This window comes from Pseudomonas sp. SB113 (assembly GCF_040754745.1).
In the GTDB taxonomy this organism is placed as follows: domain Bacteria; phylum Pseudomonadota; class Gammaproteobacteria; order Pseudomonadales; family Pseudomonadaceae; genus Aquipseudomonas; species Aquipseudomonas grimontii.
The window spans coordinates 1-18,657 of the sequence record NZ_JBFMHW010000047.1 but is presented as its reverse complement, the minus strand read 5'-3'; the positions used below and the strand labels follow the sequence as shown (position 1 = coordinate 18,657).

Sequence of the window (18,657 nt, the reverse complement as noted above, 5' to 3'; positions counted from 1 at the left end):
GGGGGCAAGCCCCCTCCCACATTTGGCCCAGCGAACAGCAGGCTCATGGCCGTGCGCCTACCGGTACGGCGCGGATGACCGCCCTCGGCCCCTGCTGCTGCCCGCCCGGAATCGCCTTCTCCACCGATGGCAATTGCGGCGCCTGCACATCCGGCATCGCCCAACTGTGATCCGGCTGCAAGCCGCTCTGCGCCCGACGCATAAACTCATAGCGGTTCAAGGTGATGCTACGCCCCGCCCCACTGTCGCGGATGATATATGGGCGTAGGAACACCATCAGGTTGGTCTTGTTCACACTGCGCTTCTCATTGCGAAACAACGCCCCCAACCCTGGAATATCCGACAGCCACGGCACCGCGTCATTGCTCTGGCTGTAGCCGTCCTGCAACAGCCCGCCCAGCACCATGATCTGCCCGTCGTCCAGCAGGATGCTGGTATCGATCGCGCGCTTGTTGGTCACCGTGCCCGCCGACACCGACGCCCGAGCGTCCACGGTGCTGACCTCTTGGTAGATATCCAGCTTCACCGTGCCACCTTCGGAGATCTGCGGGCGCACATTCAGCTTGAGCCCCACCTCTTCGCGCTGCACGGTCTGGAACGGGTTATTGCTGGTGCCACCGCCACCGGTCACATAACTACCGGTAACGAATGGAATGGTCTGCCCCACGAAAATGCTCGCCGCTTCGTTGTCCAGGGTCAGCAGGTTCGGCGTGGACAGCACGTTGGTACCGCCCTTGCTCTTCAATGCACGGGCCAGGACCTTGAGGTCGAGCACCTTGCCGATCCCCGGAATATCCACGGTGCCATTGACCACGCCGATATTCAGGCCCTTGGGCAGTACGTCGATGCTGGTAGGGCTGGTGGGTGTGCCCACGACACCGCTGCCCCCCAGGTTCACCCCGCCGAAGCCGCCTCTGCCCGCCAGGTTGCCGGCCTGCCATTGCACACCGAACTCGGTGGCATCGTCCTCGCCCACTTCCACGATCAGGCTTTCGATCACCACCTGGGCGCGGCGTTGGTCGAGCATGTCGATCACTTCCCGCAGGTTGCGGTACAGCGGGTCCGGCGCGGAGATCAGCAAGGTGTTAGTGGTGGCGTCGGCCTGGATGGTCACGCCGCCGGCGCTGAACGCGGTGTCCTGCGCGTTGGCGGTGTTGCCGCTGCCAGTACTGGTGCCAGTGCTGGAGCCGGTAGTTTGCCCGTAGCCCGACTGCACGCCACTGCCGGTGGGCGTGCCGCTGCTGTTTTGGGCATTGCTCGTACCCTGGCTGTTCTTGCTATTGCCGCCCATGGCACTGAGCTTGCCACGCGCATCGTCGCTCACGCCGGAATCGCTCTCGCCGGTGAGCAGCCCGCGCAACGACTGGGCCAGCTTGGCCGCCTGGGCGTTGCGCAGGTACACCACGTGCATATTGCTGGGGTTGCTCTGGGCATTGTCGAGTTTGTAGATGAGGTTGCGCGCCAGCTCGGTGCGTTCGGGGCTGCCGGAACGGATGATGATCGAGTTGGAGCGCGGGTCGCCGACCACATTGATCTTCTGGGTCTGGTCGGCGCCCTGGGTTTCCAGCAGTTCTGCGACCATGGCCGCTATGTCCACGGCGATGCCGTTTTGAATCTGCACCACGTCGGTGTCGATCGCGCTGGGGGTGTCGATACCACTGATGATCTGCGCGACCCGCGCGAGGTTTTCCGCGTAGTCGGTGATCACGATGCTGTTATTGCCGGGGTAGGCGTTGATCGGGTTGTTCGGCGACACGATGGGACGCAGCACCGGGATCAGGTTCACCGCGTTTTCGTATTGCAGGCGGAAGGTGCGCGTCTGCATGCCACTGCTGCCCGCGCTGTAGATCGGCCCGCCGAGCAACTTGGCATCGGCCTCCGGCACCACCTGGGCCACGCCGCCCACATCCACCACGCTGAACCCCTGCATGCGCAGCGCCGCCAGCAGCATGTCGTAGGCCTGATGCGCCGGCACCTGGCCTTCGCTGACCAGGGTGAGTTTGCCTTTTACACGCGGGTCCACCAGGAATTGCTGGCCGGTGGCACGCGACAGCGCGCGCACTACCGCCTGAATATCGGCATCGACAAAGTTGAGTTGCACCGGCTGGTCACCCAACGGGTTGCGCGCCTTGACGGGCGCCGGGGCCTGGCCACGGGCGCTGTTGGTCACGGGGTGTTGTACGCGCGGTTTCGGTGCCTCGTCGCGTTGGCGATCCAACAGGGTTTCGCCACTGCGACGGGTGTCGGCCAGAGGCTGACCGAGTTCGCTGTCCACCAGTAACGGCGTGGTGGACGGGCTGCTGCACGCACTCAGGGCCAGCAACAGCAACGGCGCGGCCTTGCGAAAAGGGAGGACTGACCACTTCATGAAGCTTCCTTAGCGCCAAGCGCCTGATCCATGCGAACGGTCCCGGACACAGTGCCGGCCGAGTTATCGACGGCATCCGCAGCACGTTGCAAACGCGCCTCGGACACCTCCAGGGAAAATGAACGGGGATTGCCCAGCAGCCAGCCCACCACGGCGTCGGCCGGGGCGTTGTCGAAGGTCAGGCGCCAACCGCCGGCGTCCAGCGCCTGCAACTGGTAATGCCCTTGCAGGCCGGCCCCCTCCAGGGCCTGGCGCAAAACGGCTTCGTCAGCCTGGCGAGGCGCGGCGACATCCTGCAACAGCACCTGCAAGGCTTCAGCCTGGGCGCGCAGCTTGGGGGTTTCGGCCTGCCAGTAAGCGATCTTTTTCAACGCCGGCTGCACCAGCACCAGCCAGGTCAGCAGGCTTGCCAACACCAGTCCGGCGCCGATCAGCAGGCGTTTCTCGCGCAGGGCCAGGCCCCCCCAGAACACCTGCGCCTGGGTGCGCAGGCGCAGCCACCTATTCATCGCCGGCCTCCGGTTTTTCCGTGGCCTGCGCCGGGCCGATGCTCCAGCCATGCTCATCGCGCGTGGCGGCAAAACCGGCCTGGGCCAACGCCGCCTGCCACTCGCCCTCGGCCGCCGGGTTACGGCTGTCGGCGAGTAATCCCAGGTGCAAGATGCCCTGCTCAAAGTTCAGGTTGTCGACACTGCCCACCATAAAGGGCAGGTTGCTGCCCGCCAGTTGCAGCAGGCTGCTGAAGCGTTGACCCGAATCGGCGGCCGCGCCGCTCTGGCGCGCGGCCAATTGTTGACGGGCCTGCTGCAAGGGGTTGAGCACCACCGGCAGTTCAGGAAACGCCTGGCGCACCTGTTGGCTCATCAACGCCTTGAGCCGTTGGCCTTCGTCCACCTGGCGGGCGGCGTAGAGGTTGAGGCCGACAGTCCAGATGGCGGTGGCCAGCGCGATACAGGCCAGCGCCCTGCCCCATCCAACGCCAGACGCTTGGCTGACGCGCGCGTGCAAGCCCCAGGCCGGCACCGCACCGCTCCAACGCTGCGCCGCCGCCACCAGCGGCACATCGAGCGCCTGCAACCCCAGCGGGTGCACAGCGCCTTGTTGCAGGCTGTCACGCGTCAACAGATAGCCGTCGTCCAGCGCCGCAGCCCCCACCGGCAAGGCATAGGGCGCCGGGTACAGGCCGCGCAGCTTGAGCTGCACCTGCGCCAATACCTGGCCCAGCTGCTCCAGCCCGGCCTTGGGCACCCAGCCCACCTGCACACGCCCATCGCTTTCGCGCGGGCCGTGGGCCACCTGCATCTGTTCCACCGGCCCGAGGATCAGCGCTTGGGCCGCACAGGCCACCGCCGCCTGGTTTTTTGCCGCGGGCAATGGCGGCAGCTCCAGGCTGGTGAGCAGGCTGTCACGCGGATGCAGAAAACACTCCACCGCCTGCCGGCGCTTACCCAATTGCGCCAGGCTTTCCTGCCCTTCGGACACCACCACGCCACGCTCGATCCAGGCAAATTTCACCTGGCTTTGCGCGCTGAGCTGATCCAGCGGCGGCAAGGCAATACGCAAGCGTTTCATACGCCCACCCGCGACCAGATCACCTTGGGTTCACGGTCTTCGGGGCGATGCAACAATGCGTCGATTGTCACCCTACGGCGCTCGCGCCGCGCCTGACCCTGCAGGCGAAACCACTCGCTGGTAATGCCCACCTGCACCGACTCCAACTCGACCTGGGGCAAGTGCAGGCGGTTGACGAAATCCCCACGGTTGATAAACCAATGCCCATTGTCGCGCTCGGCCACCAGCCCATGGGCCTGGGACAGGCTGAGCTGCGGCACCACCGCGCTGAGTACTTCGGCACTCGCGGTGTTGCCGTTGACCCAGGTATTGCCGGGCAGCACGCTGACGTACGCCTGCAGGTGCTGCAACACCTCCGGGGTCAGGCCTTCGAGGCCACTGAGGTCGTCGAGGCTGCGCAGCATCGGGTATTTGGCGGGCAACCCGTTCTGTTCGTAGGAAGCAATCACCCGCTGGCTGATGCGCCGGCTCACGGCCGGGGCCACGCCCAGGGTGCGGCACAGGCGCTCGAAGCTCTGCAATTGCTCAGCATCGGGCTGTTGGCGGTTGACCAGGTTGCGAAGGTTGAACTTGCCCTGCTCATCGTCAATCCGCCCCTCGAACACGCCGGCCTGGGCCCGTGCCCAGGGCTGGTCAAGGCGCGTCAGCACGTCCTTCTGGCGCGCCTCCCAGAGCATCTGCCGGCTGCGTTCAAGACCAGCCTGCAACAGCCATTGGCCCTGCACGCGCAACTGTTCGGCTTCCAGGCTGCGGGTGAATACGGTCTGGCGCGTGAGCATGCCGCCGGCGATCACCGCCACCACCGCCGCGATCAGCAAGGCGCTGATAATCGCCATGCCGCGCTGCTTCGCCGCTGGGGGCGAATACCGTTTCATGGCGCGCCTTACAACTGCCAGGAGCCGATATCGGCATTGACGCCATCGCCATCCGGTTGGCCATCGGCGCCCAGGGAGAACACATCGACCTCACCGTTGGCGCCCGGATTGAGGTAGTGATAAGGGTGGCCCCAGGGGTCGTTGGGCAAGCGCTCGAGGTAGGCGCGCCAGTTGCTGTTCTTGGCATCCGCCGGGCGCTCCACCAGCACTTTCAGGCCTTGGTTCATGCTCGGGTAAGTGCCGTGGTCGAGGCGATACAGCTTCAACGCCTGCATCAACCCGCCGATGTCCTGTTTCGCGGCGGTGGCCCGCGCCTGGTCCGGGCGATCGAGGACCTTGGGGACCACCATCGCGGCGAGGATCCCGAGGATGACCACCACCACCATGATCTCGATCAAGGTGAAGCCACGCTGGCCGCGAGGGCCTGGCAATGGGGATGTTAGGCGCGCGATATCCATCTCGACATTCCTTGGCTTGGGTACATTTCGTGGCGCAGTGTTGCAAGAACACATGTCAGTCGTATTGAAAATCCTCGGGAGTTTCGGTCGCCAATCGGTCAACTGCCGGCGCTAGTCTGCGGGCCTGTTTCCCGGCTTTGAGAACGCCATGTACGGCCGTCGCAAGGAGCAAGGTTTTACCCTGATCGAGGTGCTCGTAGCGCTGGCGATCATCGCCGTGGCAATGGCCGCCGCCATCCGCGTGGCCGGGTTGATGACCCAGAGCAACGGCTTGCTGCGGGACAAATCCATGGCATTGCTGGCGGCGCAGAGTCGCTTGGCGGAGTTACGCCTGGAGGGGCATTTGCGCGACGGCACAAAGACCTTCAGCTGTGACCAGGGGCGCTTGAAACTGCGATGTGAGCAGACCATCAGTCGCGATGGCCGCCTGTTTCAAGTCAACGTGCAGGTGCTCGACGCCAGCCGCGAGGCGCCGCCGCTGGCCCGCGTGGAGACACAGGTCAGGGCCGAGTGAGCCTTGGCAAGGCGGGCCCATCCGGCAACTTGTCGAGGTTGACGCGCAGCTTCTCGCCGCCGCGCTCTATCTCGACCCCATCGCCTTCGATGGCCGTGAGCCGCACACCTGGGCTGAGGCGCTCGCCCAACAGGAAACTGCGTGGCGGGCCGTCGTTGAGACTGAGGATCGCCACCGCACCGCGCGCCCCGGCCAGCACGCCAGAGACCTTGACCTGCAACGCCGTCGGCGCATTGGAAAACCATTGCAGCGCCGGGTTATCGCTGCGGGCGGCCAGCACCTGGGGCGCGGCCTGGGGCGTATGGGACTCAGCGGGTGTCAGCAGCAGCGGCGTCCAGATCACCACACCGGCCAACGCCGCCAGCAACGCCACGATCTGCACGGCGTGGGCCGGTGAGAAACGCGGGATAAATGCCATGGTAAGGACCTCCTGTTTGTCCATGGCACCAGCCTACAGGCCAATTCGCACGTTTTTATTTCACAAGCTCACCAGCTTTTGAGGCGCCTACCGATGAAACAGCAAGGCTTCACCCTGATCGAGTTGATGGTGGTGCTGGTGATCATCGGCATCGCCAGCGCCGCCATCAGCCTGACCATCAAGCCCGACCCGCTGCAGCTGTTGCGCAAGGACGCCGAGCGCCTGAGCCAACTGCTGCAAGTGGCCCAGGCCGAAGCCCGTGCGGACGGCCGCCCGATCACCTGGCGCGCCGACGCCAAGGGCTTTCGCTTCAACCGCCGCAACGACGCAGGCAACGGCGTGGAAGCGTTCCAGGACGATACCCAACTGCGCCCACGTCTATGGGAAAGCACGCCGATGCAGATCAACATCGACCCCCGGCAAACCCTGGTGCTCGACGCCGAATGGATCACCCCGCCGGTGCGGATCGTGCTGTCCGACGGCCAACACAGCCTCAGCCTGCAACGCGACGCCGCCGGCTTGATGCGCGTGGTGAGCCAGCCATGAACCGATCCGAGCAAGGTTTCACCCTGATCGAAGTGATGGTGGCAATCATGCTCATGGCCGTGGTCAGCGTGATCGCCTGGCGCGGGCTGGACAGCGTCACCCGCGCCGACCAGCACCTGCAGGCAAGCAGCGAACAGACCGAAGTGCTGCTGCGCGCGCTGAACCAGATGCAACGTGACATCAGCCTGCGCGCCAGCGTCGAACTGAACGCCCCGGATCCCGCAAAGAACAGTGCGGAAAAAGTCGATGGGCTGGCGGCGGTGACGGTGCGCAGTTCCGACAGCAAGGGATTTCGGCTGGACATCATTCGCAGCGCACCCGTCGCCGGCGATGGCCTGCAACGGGTGCGCTGGTGGCTCAAGGGCGACAGTTTGTATCGCGCTGCCGCACCCGCGCGCGATCGCTATCCGCTGCCGGCGGCGAAGGACGGGGTGGTGGTGTTGAGCGGGGTCAGTGACCTGCAGGTGCGCGTGTGGGAGGCGGATAAGGGCTGGCGGCAATTGAGCGGGAATCGGCGTGAGGATCCGTTGGGGTTGGAGATCAGTTTGGTGCGGGAGACGCCGCAGGGAGTGGAGAAGTATCGGCAGGTGGTGGGGCCACTGAGATAGCCGTCCCCAACACGCGCCTATCACGTAGATACCGTCTGCCCCCGTAGCAGCTGTCGAGCGCAAGCGAGGCAGCTGCTACGGATTTGCGCGGTGTTATCTATCCGTTATCACATTGAAATGTCGGCAGGTATCTCTAACTCAACAACACCACCCCACCCGGCAGTTGCGTACATTTGGCGCCATACGCATCCCGAATCAACAACGCCACCCCCGCCAACTGCTGCAGGCTGAACCGTGCCTGTACGCGCCGTTGGCCGAGTTCCTTGTTGAGCAGCACCAGCATTCCCGGCCGATAGCGGTTGATCTCGTCCACCACCGTGGCCAGGGTAGCGTTGTTGAAAACCAGGACCTGTTCGCGCCAGGCCATGACCGCCTGGGTATCCACCACCACCGGCTCACCCATGCCGGCCACGCCGTAGGTCAGTTGCCGGCCGCTCTCCAGCCGCACGCTGCGCCCGGCAACGTCCACCGACAGCCACCCCTCGATACAGGTCACGCACACCGTGCGGTCGGTGTTGCGCAGATTGAAACGTGCCTGCGCCGCGCTCACCGAGCCCTCGCCCGCCAGCATCTTGAGTGGCTGTGCGGAATGGGCGATCACTTCGACTTCGCCTTCGAGCAATTCAAGCCCCTGCCCCACTCGGCTCACGCGCGTCTGGGTATTGAGCTCCAGGCTTACCCCGCCGCTTAACAGCACCTGGCGCTGTTCGCCGACTTCGGTGCGATAGTCCGCCGTCAGGCCGGCAAAACCGCCAGGGGAGCCAACGTGCACCATGACCACGGCTGCCGACGCGGCAATTGCACCGCCCAGGAATGCACGGCGTCCAAAACTGCGCGGTTGCGAGACTGAATCGAGGGCCGGGGCCAGTTGCTGCCACAGCACCTTGGCCTGCTCGAACGCCTGGGCGTGCTCAGGGCTTTGGGCGCACCACGCTTTGAGCGCCTTGGCATCGGCCACGGTGGCGCGGCCCGAGGTCAGCAGGACCAGCCAGTCGCGGGCTTCATCGTGCAGGGGGCTGGCGGCGGAGTGCCGGGGGGCACAGAGGCTAAAAATGTTCAAGCGCGCAAATACTCACGGATTTATCAGGGACTCAACTCTAAGACGGTTTTCCGGCCCCGGGACCGAACCGCTGAATCACTTTTCTTTCCAGGCGCTTGGCACAGTGGCCCAGGGCGGCCTTGATTTCCTTCTCGACCATGCGCGTGGAAATGCCGAAACGCTGGGAGATTTCCAGGTGTGGCGCCTCTTCCAGACGTGCGGCGATGAGGATCTTGCGGCGACGTGCCGGTAGTTCGTAGAGGGCCTTGACCAGGGACTGGATTTCTTTCTGGCCGCCCACCACCCGTGACGGGTCCTGGGCTTCGTCGGCGCTTTGCAGCAGTTCTTCGACCTCGCTGCCGGTGAGCAGGCGCGCGTCGGCCTGACGGCGGTCGGCGGCGATGTTCAAGGCCATGCGGTACAGGTAGGCATTGGGTTGCGCCAGGTTGGGCGGCACTTCCATGCGATCGACCCGCAGGTAAGTTTCGTGCAGGACATCGTTGGCCAGGTCCTCTGAACCCAGGCGCTTGCGCAAACGCACCTTGAAGTCCTCGTAGGACGCCAGGAACAAGCTGACCATCGTGCTTTGCCCGGTATTTTTCATCCGCCCCAGGCTCCGTTTGCTGCTGTGCATTCCATGCGCGTTCCTGTTGTGTCAGGCATCAAAAGTAAAGTCACCGGTTGGCGCAGGGAACTCGGTGCCGGGCGTTCGACCCGCGCGGTTCCCAGGCTGCGTACCAGTGCTTCATCGCGTTGTTCATCGCCGGTGGAACTGACCAACCGACTGTGTTCGATCAGCCCTTGGGGGTTGACCCATACCTGCACCAGCGCGCGGAAACTGCCGGGCCGGGTCAGCGGCGAGCGGCACAGGCTGGTCTCGATGGCCTGCTGCAAGGCCGTGGCGTAGCTGTTGTTGATCCGCGCGGCGTTGCGTGCCGCCGCACCACGGGTTGCAGGCGGCTGGCTGACCTCGGGCAACTGCAAGGTGAACGCATCACTGCGTGCATAACGCGCCATCAGGCCACTCCCCGTCAGCAACATCGCCAGAGCCTCCTGCGGCGTAAAACGCCCGCGCACACTGATGGAACGCCGGCCCCGCGTCAGTTCGCGGTCGACCAGCACCGCCATTCCGGTGGCGCGGCTGTACGCTTGCAGTGCATGTTCCAGGTCTTGCGCCGGCAGGTTCAACAGCAGCAGCGGTGACTCTGCCTGCGCGACGCGACCACCGCCCAGCAGCAACAGCAAGACCAGGGCGCATACGGCGCGCCTCCAGGCCCCCTGTTCACCCGCTGCTCTGCCTCGCTGCACGGCCGACGCGCCCTAGAAAACCGTCATCCTGAGGCCAGTTTATGAACCTGATGTTACGGTGATAGCAAAAAAAACATCACGGTGACGAGAGGCCCGCTGCACTAGACTTGCACACCTGCCGGCCCACTCCTTCGGGCCTGCCAGGAGGCCTTGATGAAACGCTTACCGATCCTCGCCAGCCTGTTGCTGTGCGCGGCCCTGCCCTTGCACGCCCACGCAGATAACTGTGCCGAAGTCTCGGTGGATGGCTACAAGGCGCCCGACTATGGCTGCCTGAGCCAGCAGATGGGCAACGACACGAATGCGGCCAAAGCCGCGAAGAAAAACCGCGAGGCGCAAGGCATTGCCGTGGACAAGCGCCAGCCGAACAAGATCGGCCTGGCCACCCCGGCGGCGACCAGCGTGCGCATGGGCAACACCTTTGGCACCTCGGTGAAGCCGCAGCGGCCTTGAGCTGTTCGACAACTGTTTGGGCAACACAGAACAAATGTGGGAGGTGGCTTGCCACAGTTACAGTGTTCCTCCTTAACTGACTGGCATTAGGGAAAGCCCCCTCCCACAGGGGTTCTACAGTGATGTGGAGATCGGGTTTTCAAGCCGCGTGGCTTGCCTTTTTCAAGCTGTCCATATCGATCACGAACCGATACTTCACATCGCCCTTGAGCATGCGTTCATACGCCTCGTTGATGCCCTGGATGTCGATCATCTCCACGTCCGAGACAATCCCGTGCTTGGCGCAGAAGTCCAGCATGTCCTGGGTCTCCTGGATCCCGCCGATCAGCGAACCGGCCAGGCTGCGGCGCTTGAAGATCAGGTTGAATACCGTCGGCGACGGGTGCGGGCTGTCGGGGGCGCCGACCAGGGTCATGGTGCCGTCGCGTTTGAGCAGGTTGAGGAACGCATCGAGGTTATGCGGCGCGGCGACGGTGTTGAGGATGAAGTCCAGGCTGTTGGCGACCTTGGCCATTTCGTCCGGGTTCTTCGACACCACCACTTGATCGGCGCCCAGGCGCAGGCCGTCTTCGCGCTTGTTGGGTGAGGTGGTGAACAACGTGACATGGGCGCCCATGGCGTGGGCGATCTTCACCGCCATGTGCCCCAGGCCTCCCAGGCCCACCACACCGACCTTCTTGCCGGGCCCGACCTTCCAGTGATGCAGCGGCGAATAGGTGGTGATGCCCGCACACAACAGCGGCGCCACGGCGGCCAGGTTGGAATCGTCGTGGGAGATGCGCAGCACGAACTTCTCCTTGACCACGATGCTGTCCGAATAGCCGCCAAAGGTATTTTCACCGCCGAACACCGGACCGTTGTAGGTGCCGGTAAAGCCGTTCTCGCAGTATTGCTCCTCGCCCTCGGCGCAGGACGCGCAGTGCTGGCAGCTGTCGACCATGCAGCCGACACCGGCGAGGTCACCAACCTTGAATTTGCTCACATTGCCACCCACCGCCGTCACGCGGCCGACGATTTCGTGGCCGGGTACCGAAGGATAAAGGGTGTTGTTCCACTCGTTGCGCGCGGTGTGCAGGTCGGAGTGGCACACGCCGCAATAGAGAATGTCGATCTGTACGTCGTCAGCCCCCGGTGCGCGGCGCTCGAAGGTAAAGGGCTTGAGGGCATCCTTGGGGTTCTGGGCGGCGTAGCTGTAGGTCTTGGCCATTTCGTTCACCTGTGTGATCTGACGGTAGAGGTCAGTGGACCAGCATAGACGCTGAACCGTTCAACCGAGCACGTCTGTACAATTTCCATCGCCTCCCTGCCCCTAACCTCACGGCTTCAATCGCGTAGAAGTGCTGGAGAGTGGGCATGCGTAGTAAAGCAATCAAGATATCCGTGACGTTGACGCTGCTGGCAAGCGCAATGATGGGCAATGCCTTCGCAGCTACCCCGAGCGTGGCCGTAGCGCCGCAATACGACACCAGCCACGTCTATGTGGCCCCGGCGGATGTGGACCGTTTCGCCCAAAGTTTCCTCGCCACCTTTGGCGGCAAAAGCACGCCCCAGGTGGTGGTGAACGTGCTGCCGGTGCCGAGCAGTACCACCTCGCAACTGCTGCAGACGCCGGCGGGCACGGTGTCGCTGTTCGGTTTCACCACGCCGATCCCGCACCCGTTCGGGCAGGAACGCAACGGCTACCTGGTCAAGGACATGGACGCAGCGCTCAAAGCCGCGCGAGAAAACGGCGCGGCCGTTATCGTCAGCGACTTCCCGGACCCGATCGGGCGTGACGCCGTGGTGCAATGGCCGGGTGGCGTGAACATGCAGCTCTACTGGCACACCAAGACCCCGGACTACGCAGCATTCCAGACCGTGCCGGAAAACCGCGTGTACCTGTCCACCGAGCGCGCTGACGCCTTTATCAAAGCGTTCCTGGGCTTCTCCCACGGCAAGGTGCTGGCTGATGACAAGCACGCGCCCGGCGTCGATGTGGGCCAGGCCTCTGGCACGTACCGCCGCGTCGACATCGAGTCACCGTTCGGACGCATGGCGGTGCTGGTCACCAACGGCCAACTGCCCTACCCCTTTGGCCACGAGACCACCGGTTATCAAGTGCCTGACCTGACGGCCACGCTGGGCAAGGCCACCGGCTCCGGCGCCAAGGTCTTGGTACCGGCCTTTGACAGCAAGGGCCGTCGCAGTGCAGTGGTTGAATTCCCCGGCGGCTACGTCGCGGAAATTCACCAGCTCCACGCCGCAAAATGATTCGCCGCACAGGCTGGGGCCTGGCCGTGCTGTGGCCGCTGCTGGTCGGCAGTGCCCACGCCGACGATCAACCGACACGACCGGCCATCAAGACCAACCGCTGGCAGGAGGACTGGTCGGTGCTGCGTGACCCGGCGCTGCGCACGCAACCGCTGGACAGCTTGAAGTACATCCCGCTGTCCAGCGCCAACCCGTTCACCTATTTGTCATTGGGGGCGACGTTGCGCGAGCGCTTCGAGATGAACGATGCCAGTGGTTTTGGGGTGAAGGACGTGAAGCGTGATCGCTACCTGATCCAGCGCTTCCAGGTGCATGCCGACCTGCACTTGAACGAAAACTGGCGGCTCTTCACCCAACTGGAAGATGTACGCGCCTACGACAAGACCACGGTCGGCGGCGCCGATCAGAACCGCGTCGATTTGCGCCTGGCCTTTGCCGAATACGTCAAAGCCTTCAGCAGCGGCACGCTCAAGGCGCGTGTCGGGCGCCAGGACTTCGCCTTCGACTTGCAGCGTTTCATCTCATCGCGGGACGGCCCGAATGTGCGGCAATCCTTCGATGCGTTGTGGGCCGATTGGGAAACGTCCAACTGGCGCTTTATCGGGATTGCCAGCCAGCCGGTGCAGTATCAGGACGGGCGGCATTTCGACGATAAATCCAACAGTGACGCGCGCTTCCACATGCTGCGGGTCGAGCGGCTGGTGGGCGGCAAGAATGAGCTGTCGGCCTACTACGGCGTGTACGAGCGCAGCGCCGCGCACTATCTGGATGCGGACGGCGATGAAACCCGCCACCAGCTCGACGCACGCCTGGGCGGTGCGGCCCAGGGGTTCGACTGGGACATTGAAGCCATGCTGCAAAGCGGCTCGGTGGGCAACAAGGACATTCGCGCCTGGGCCGGTGGCAGCCGCACCGGCTACACCTTTGACAGCCTGGCGTGGAAACCGCGCATCGGCCTGCAACTGGACATCGCCTCGGGCGACCGCAAGACCGGTGACGGCACCGTCGGCACGTTCAACCCGCTGTTCCCCAACGGCTACTATTTTTCCCTGGCCGGCTATACGGGCTACAGCAACCTGATTCACGTCAAGCCGTCGATTACCGTCAAGCCCATCGACAAGCTCAGCGTGCAGACCGCCGTCGGCCTGCTGTGGCGCCAGACCACCAGCGATGCGGTCTACACGCAACCGAACCTGCCGGTCGCCGGCACCGCAGGCCAGGGTGAACGCTGGACCGGTGCCTACGGTCAATTGCGCACCGACTACGTGTTTACGCCGAACCTCACCGGCGCGGTTGAAGCGGTGCACTACGCGGTCGGCCGCACCCTTCGCGATGCCGGCGGCGATGACAGCAATTACCTGGGGGTCGAGCTCAAGTTCAGTTGGTGACCCTATGCAAGCACACCCGTACAAGCCCCTGGCCCGGTTTAGGGCAATAGTGAGGCTGATTTTCCAGTCCCTCAATCAAGGAGTTTTCCATGAGCACATTCGTTGCCAAAGACGGTACCCAGATCTACTTCAAGGACTGGGGCAGCGGTAAGCCCGTGCTGTTCAGCCACGGCTGGCCGCTGGATGCCGACATGTGGGAATACCAGATGGAATACCTCAGCAGCCGGGGCTTTCGCACCATCGCGTTCGACCGTCGTGGCTTTGGTCGCTCGGACCAGCCGTGGACCGGCAACGACTACAACACCTTCGCCGACGACATCGCGCAGTTGATCGAACACCTGGACCTCAAGGACGTGACCCTGGTGGGCTTCTCCATGGGCGGCGGCGACGTGGCCCGCTACATCGCACGCCACGGCAGTGCACGCGTAGCCGGCCTGGTGCTGTTGGGCGCAGTGACGCCGATCTTCGGCCAGCAGGCGGATTACCCGCAGGGCGTGCCGCTCGATGTGTTCGCCGGTTTCAAGGCCGAGTTGCTGAAGGATCGCGCGCAATTCATCAGCGATTTCAACACACCGTTCTATGGCCTCAACAAAGGCCAGAAGGTCTCCGCCGGCGTGCAGACCCAGACCTTGCAAATCGCCCTGCAGGCGTCCCTCAAAGCGACGGTGGATTGCGTCACCGCCTTCTCCGAGACCGACTTCCGCCCGGACATGGCCAAAATCGACGTGCCGACCCTGGTGATCCACGGTGACGGCGACCAGATCGTGCCGTTCGAAACCACCGGCAAGGTGGCCGCCGAGATGATCAAGGGCGCCGAGCTGAAGGTGTACAAGGATGCGCCGCACGGCTTTGCGGCCACCCACACCCAGCAGTTGAATGAAGACCTGCTGGCGTTCCTGCAGCGCTGAAACACCTGAATCACCCTCTCCTTACTTTGGCCGGGCTCGCCCGGCCTTTTTTTGCTCAGGAGAAACGCTGGCTCAGCACCAGGCGCCCGGGCCCCGCGATCAGCACACTGGTAAAAATGATCAACAGCAGCCAACCGAATTGCCCTTCCAACAACGTCCACTCCGGATGCACTACCACCATGGCAATCAACAGCACCGCCAGAATCGGCAGGCACGCCAGGCGCACCAACACCCCGGCAATGATCAGCAGCGGGCACAGCACTTCGGCGAAGATCGCCAGCAGCAAGGTGACATGGGCACCGAGGTGAAACGGGTCTTCGATGAGTTTCAGTTGCTCGCTGTAGTTGAGCAACTTGGGCAAGCCATGCACCCAGAGCAAAAACAGCGCCCCGCTGACCCGCAGAAACAGCAGCCCCAAGTCCTGGTGTCTTGATTCGTTCATATACGCTCCGGTTGGTTGACACGTTATCGACGTCGATTGTGTCCACAGAGCGGTACGCACGCTTGCAACCGTGTGCTGACCTCACTCCCCGGTGCCGGCAAACCCCGCGACGATTTCATCGATCACCGCCCGTACCCGCGCGGTGTGGCGCAGGTCGGCGTGGGTCACCAGCCAGACATCGTAGGGCAACGGTCGCGTGCGTGCGGGCCACAGGCGCACCAGCCCGTCGCGCTCGCCGGTGAGGATCGGGATTTCACCGATGCCGATCCCGGCGGCGATGGCGCGGCGCACCAGCAGGCTGGAACTCAGGGTGGCGACAATGCGCCCATGGCCCAGGGGTTCCGAGACCAGGGTCATGTCCTTCTGGGTTTGCAGGTACGGTTGATAGACCACAAGGTCATGCCCTTCAAACAGGCCGCCGGGCTCCGGCGTGCCCTGGCGATCGATATACGCCTGGGACGCAAACAACCCCACCGGCCAGCGCGCGAGACGCCGGGCGATCAGGTCGGGGCTGTCCGGGCGCGTGTTGCGCACGGCGATGTCGGTTTCGCGTTTGACCAGGCTCAGGAACTGGGTCGACGCGTCCAGTTGCACGCGCACATCCGGGTGCTGGGCGTGCAGGCGCGCAATCGCGGGAATCAGGAAGTCGATGGCCAGCGAGTCGGTGGTGCTGACCCGTACGGTGCCGGTCAGGCGGTCATCCAGGCCCTGGATCTGGCGCTCCAGGTCGAGCGCCGAGCGTTCCATTTTTTCCACCGAAAGCAACGCGGCCTCGCCGACAGCGGTCAGTGCGTAGCCTTCGGAGGTGCGCAGGAACAGCGTTGCGCTCAGGGACTTTTCCAGCGCATTGACCCGTCGCCCTACGGTGGCCTGGTCGACGCCCAATACCCGTGCGGCACCGCGCAGCGTCGACTCGCGGCAGACCGCCAGGAACACCCGTGCATCATCCCAATTCATGCTGACTCCTTGCGCTGCATATATGCATCAGTATGCCGTTTAATCGCTGCATTATTGCATCGATAAACCTGGATATGCTGGGCACCAGAGAAAAATACCCAGGACCGCCATCATGCTCGACACTCACGCCCCACCCCGCCACTCCGTGTGGCTGCCGATCTTCGCCGGCCTGTGCGCCAGCCTGGTCAGCATCGGCCTCGCGCGCTTTGCCTACACGCCGTTGATTCCGTCGCTGATCCAGGCCCACTGGTTCAGCGCCAATGACGTGGTGTACCTCGGCGCCGCCAACCTGGTGGGTTACCTGATCGGCGCGCTGATCGGGCGACCCATCGCCCAGCGCACCTCAAACAAGACCGCGCTGCGCATCATGATGGTCGCGGTGACCCTGGCGTTCTTCGCCTGTGGCTTCCCGCTGTCGGTGGTGTGGTTCTTCGCTTGGCGCCTGCTGTCGGGGATTGCCGGTGGTGCAATCATGGTGCTGGTGGCGGCGACCGTGTTGCCCCATGTACCGGCCGCACGCCGGGGCCTGGCCAGCGGGGCGATCTTCCTCGGCATCGGCCTGGGCATCGCCGGCTCCGGCACGCTGGTGCCGCCGCTGCTGAGCCTGGGCTTGCAGCAGACCTGGTTCGGCCTGGGCCTGCTGGCCGTGGTGTTGACCGCCGCCAGCTGGTTCGCCTGGCCTTCGGGCACGCTGCATGAAGAGGCGCCGCCATCCGGCGCGGCCGTAGCGACGCCTTCCGGCGTGTACCTGCTGTTCGCCCAATACGCCTTTATGGCCGCGGGGCTGGTACCGGCGATGGTGTTCCTGGTGGACTACGTAGCCCGTGGCCTGGGGGCCGGGGCGCATATCGGCGCGATGATCTGGGTGATGTACGGCCTGGGGTCGATTGTCGGGCCGGTCACCTACGGGTTCCTGGCAGACAAACTGGGGGCGCGCTTGAGCATCCGCGTGGTGCTGGTGGTGCAGGCAATTGCCGTCGGTGCGTTGCCGTTTGCCGGTTCGTTGACTGGCCTGGCGGTCCTCGCGGTGATCCTCGGTTCTTTCCCGCCGGGCATCGTGCCGTTGGCACTGGCGCGGGTGCATGAACTGCTCCCCAACCATCATCAGCAGCAGGTCGCGTGGAGCCGTGCCACGGTCTCCTTTGCTACTTTCCAGGCGCTCTCGGGGTTTGCCTATTCCGCCCTGTTCAACATCAGCGGCGGCCAGCATGCGCTGTTGTTCATGATCGCCGCCGGGGCGATAGTGGTCGCCCTGGCACTGGAACCGGGCATGCGCCTGCTGAACCGCCGACCGTCCGACGCGGTCCCAACCCATACGCTCATCGCTGCAGGTAATCTGAAATGACGCTTCCTAAAGAAATGACCCTGATCGAAATCACCACCCCCGGTGGCCCCGAGGTGTTGCAGCCGCGTCGCGCGGAGGTACCGGTGGCGGGCCCCGGCGAGATCCTGATTCGCGTGCACGCGGCCGGGGTCAATCGCCCCGACGCCCTGCAACGCGCCGGCAAGTACCCGATGAAACCCGGCATGAACCCGCTGCCTGGCCTGGAAGTGGCAGGCGAAGTCGCCGCCCTGGGCGACGGCGTGACCGAATACGCCGTGGGCGATAAGGTCTGCGCCCTGACCAATGGCGGCGGCTATGCGCAGTTCTGCACGGTGCCCGCCAGCCAGGCGCTGCCGATCCCCGAAGGCATGGACTGGATTCAAGCCGCTGCCGTACCGGAAACCTTCTTCACCGTCTGGGCCAACCTGTTCGGCCTCGGCGATGCGCACACCGGCCAGCGCGTGCTGATCCACGGCGGCACCAGCGGCATCGGTACGACCGCGCTGATGCTGTGCCGCGAATTCGGCATCCAGGCCTTCGCCACCGCCGGCAGCGCCGACAAATGCGCGGCCATTGCCCAGCTGGGCGGCGAGCCGATCAATTATCGCGAGCAGGACTTTGCCGAGGTCATCGCGCAACAGACCGATGGCCAGGGCGTGGATGTGATCCTCGACATCATGGGCGGCTCGTACCTCAACAACAACCTCAAGGCCCTGGCCATGGACGGCCACCTGGTGATGCTGGGTTTCCTCGGCGGCGCCAAGGCCAACGACGTCGACCTGCTGACCATCCTCGGCAAACGCGCGGTGATCACCGGCTCGCTGTTGCGTGCGCGCAGCAGGGACGAAAAGGCCGCGATTGCCGACCAGTTGCGTGAATACATTTGGCCGGTATTGGAGGCCGGGCGTTGCCTGCCGATCATCGACAAGGTGTACGAATACACCGACGCCGCCCAGGCCCATGCACGGATGGAAGGTGGGGATCATATCGGCAAGATTGTGTTGCGGGTGGAGTAATCAGCAGGCACTACAAATCAAATGTGGGAGGGGCGGCGCGACGATTCGACTTGCCCCCGATGAGGGAGTGTCAGTTGATGGATTTAGTACTGACCCACTGCAATCGGGGGCAAGCCCCCTCCCACATTTTTAACCCAGTACACCAGACCCAACTCCGGTCGGCTCTAAGGCCGCCGCGCTTTGGCTTTTGATCTCAAATCGCCCCGTCAAACA

General features: G+C 64.1%; 21 protein-coding genes. 9 read left to right on the top strand and 12 right to left on the bottom strand.

Features of this window, described 5'->3' with window-relative positions; all coding sequences use genetic code 11:
- Positions 1-43: 43 nt before the first annotated feature.
- From gspD to gspG, 5 genes are read right to left on the bottom strand one after another with little or no spacing between them, the layout of a single operon-like run.
- Positions 44-2,368 carry a type II secretion system secretin GspD gene (gene gspD, locus AB1462_RS31105; protein ID WP_367248913.1) on the bottom strand — a complete coding sequence of 775 codons (2,325 nt, stop codon included), beginning with the start codon at positions 2,366-2,368 and terminating at the stop codon, positions 44-46.
- The gene (gene gspM, locus AB1462_RS31100) at positions 2,365-2,877 is read right to left on the bottom strand and encodes a type II secretion system protein GspM (RefSeq protein ID WP_315338103.1); all 513 of its coding nucleotides are present in this window, start codon (positions 2,875-2,877) and stop codon (positions 2,365-2,367) included. The genes gspD and gspM overlap by 4 nt, the downstream gene beginning before the upstream one ends.
- A complete protein-coding gene (gene gspL, locus AB1462_RS31095) occupies positions 2,870-3,940 on the bottom strand; it encodes a type II secretion system protein GspL (protein WP_090405750.1) in 1,071 nt (356 codons plus the stop codon). The genes gspM and gspL overlap by 8 nt, the downstream gene beginning before the upstream one ends.
- On the bottom strand, positions 3,937-4,815 hold the full coding sequence (gene gspK / locus AB1462_RS31090; protein ID WP_159440130.1) for a type II secretion system minor pseudopilin GspK: 879 nt from the start codon (positions 4,813-4,815) through the stop codon (positions 3,937-3,939). Before gspK ends, gspL begins: the two co-directional genes overlap by 4 nt.
- 8 nt (positions 4,816-4,823) lie before the next feature.
- Positions 4,824-5,273, bottom strand: coding sequence for a type II secretion system major pseudopilin GspG (gspG, locus tag AB1462_RS31085; protein WP_053140795.1), 450 nt, complete (start codon positions 5,271-5,273; stop codon positions 4,824-4,826).
- 148 nt (positions 5,274-5,421) lie between these two features.
- Between gspG and gspI the strand changes: the two genes are divergently transcribed.
- Positions 5,422-5,787: a type II secretion system minor pseudopilin GspI gene (gene gspI / locus AB1462_RS31080; RefSeq protein WP_184745968.1), complete on the top strand. Its 366-nt coding sequence runs from the start codon at positions 5,422-5,424 to the stop codon at positions 5,785-5,787.
- Here gspI and AB1462_RS31075 read toward each other — a convergent pair.
- Entirely contained in the window at positions 5,774-6,205 is a 432-nt protein-coding gene (locus AB1462_RS31075) for a type II secretion system protein N (RefSeq protein ID WP_090405756.1), read from the bottom strand. The two genes, gspI and AB1462_RS31075, sit on opposite strands and share 14 nt — an antisense overlap.
- A 93-nt stretch (positions 6,206-6,298) precedes the next feature.
- Here AB1462_RS31075 and gspH point away from each other — a divergent pair, with 93 nt between their 5' ends.
- Entirely contained in the window at positions 6,299-6,751 is a 453-nt protein-coding gene (gene gspH / locus AB1462_RS31070) for a type II secretion system minor pseudopilin GspH (RefSeq protein WP_259195053.1), read from the top strand.
- Positions 6,748-7,359: a type II secretion system protein GspJ gene (locus tag AB1462_RS31065; RefSeq protein ID WP_090405762.1), complete on the top strand. Its 612-nt coding sequence runs from the start codon at positions 6,748-6,750 to the stop codon at positions 7,357-7,359. The genes gspH and AB1462_RS31065 overlap by 4 nt, the downstream gene beginning before the upstream one ends.
- Before the next feature lie 133 nt (positions 7,360-7,492).
- Here AB1462_RS31065 and AB1462_RS31060 read toward each other — a convergent pair whose 3' ends face one another.
- From AB1462_RS31060 to AB1462_RS31050, 3 genes are read right to left on the bottom strand one after another with little or no spacing between them, the layout of a single operon-like run.
- Positions 7,493-8,419, bottom strand: coding sequence for a DUF4880 domain-containing protein (locus AB1462_RS31060; protein ID WP_090405766.1), 927 nt, complete (start codon positions 8,417-8,419; stop codon positions 7,493-7,495).
- Between the two features lie 37 nt (positions 8,420-8,456).
- The gene (locus tag AB1462_RS31055; RefSeq protein ID WP_090405769.1) at positions 8,457-9,002 is read right to left on the bottom strand and encodes an RNA polymerase sigma factor; all 546 of its coding nucleotides are present in this window, start codon (positions 9,000-9,002) and stop codon (positions 8,457-8,459) included.
- Positions 8,999-9,643 (bottom strand): secretin and TonB N-terminal domain-containing protein, encoded by a 645-nt coding sequence (locus AB1462_RS31050; RefSeq protein ID WP_090405772.1) that lies wholly within the window; start codon positions 9,641-9,643, stop codon positions 8,999-9,001. The genes AB1462_RS31055 and AB1462_RS31050 overlap by 4 nt, the downstream gene beginning before the upstream one ends.
- A gap of 216 nt (positions 9,644-9,859) precedes the next feature.
- On the opposite strand from AB1462_RS31050, the gene AB1462_RS31045 reads away from it, so the two are divergent.
- Positions 9,860-10,159 carry a hypothetical protein gene (locus AB1462_RS31045; protein ID WP_367248910.1) on the top strand — a complete coding sequence of 100 codons (300 nt, stop codon included), beginning with the start codon at positions 9,860-9,862 and terminating at the stop codon, positions 10,157-10,159.
- Positions 10,160-10,298: 139 nt separating this feature from the next.
- Here AB1462_RS31045 and AB1462_RS31040 read toward each other — a convergent pair whose 3' ends face one another.
- Complete coding sequence (locus AB1462_RS31040) at positions 10,299-11,366, bottom strand: NAD(P)-dependent alcohol dehydrogenase (RefSeq protein ID WP_367248908.1); 1,068 nt, start codon at positions 11,364-11,366, stop codon at positions 10,299-10,301.
- Positions 11,367-11,512: 146 nt separating this feature from the next.
- On the opposite strand from AB1462_RS31040, the gene AB1462_RS31035 reads away from it, so the two are divergent.
- From AB1462_RS31035 to AB1462_RS31025, 3 genes are all read left to right on the top strand, one after another.
- Positions 11,513-12,409, top strand: a complete 897-nt coding sequence (locus AB1462_RS31035) for a glyoxalase (protein WP_315338096.1) — start codon at positions 11,513-11,515, stop codon at positions 12,407-12,409.
- Complete coding sequence (locus AB1462_RS31030; RefSeq protein ID WP_367248906.1) at positions 12,406-13,797, top strand: alginate export family protein; 1,392 nt, start codon at positions 12,406-12,408, stop codon at positions 13,795-13,797. The genes AB1462_RS31035 and AB1462_RS31030 overlap by 4 nt, the downstream gene beginning before the upstream one ends.
- Before the next feature lie 89 nt (positions 13,798-13,886).
- A complete protein-coding gene (locus tag AB1462_RS31025) occupies positions 13,887-14,705 on the top strand; it encodes an alpha/beta hydrolase (protein ID WP_090405786.1) in 819 nt (272 codons plus the stop codon).
- A 55-nt stretch (positions 14,706-14,760) separates the two neighbouring features.
- On the opposite strand, the gene AB1462_RS31020 is transcribed toward AB1462_RS31025, so the two are convergent.
- Both AB1462_RS31020 and AB1462_RS31015 read right to left on the bottom strand, forming a co-directional pair.
- Complete coding sequence (locus AB1462_RS31020) at positions 14,761-15,147, bottom strand: DoxX family protein (RefSeq protein WP_090405791.1); 387 nt, start codon at positions 15,145-15,147, stop codon at positions 14,761-14,763.
- Positions 15,148-15,228: 81 nt separating this feature from the next.
- Entirely contained in the window at positions 15,229-16,104 is an 876-nt protein-coding gene (locus tag AB1462_RS31015; RefSeq protein WP_367248904.1) for a LysR family transcriptional regulator, read from the bottom strand.
- Between the two features lie 112 nt (positions 16,105-16,216).
- Between AB1462_RS31015 and AB1462_RS31010 the strand changes: the two genes are divergently transcribed.
- A complete protein-coding gene (locus AB1462_RS31010) occupies positions 16,217-17,449 on the top strand; it encodes a YbfB/YjiJ family MFS transporter (RefSeq protein WP_315338092.1) in 1,233 nt (410 codons plus the stop codon).
- Positions 17,446-18,444, top strand: a complete 999-nt coding sequence (locus tag AB1462_RS31005) for an NAD(P)H-quinone oxidoreductase (RefSeq protein WP_315338091.1) — start codon at positions 17,446-17,448, stop codon at positions 18,442-18,444. The genes AB1462_RS31010 and AB1462_RS31005 overlap by 4 nt, the downstream gene beginning before the upstream one ends.
- The last annotated feature ends 213 nt before the right edge of the window (positions 18,445-18,657 follow it).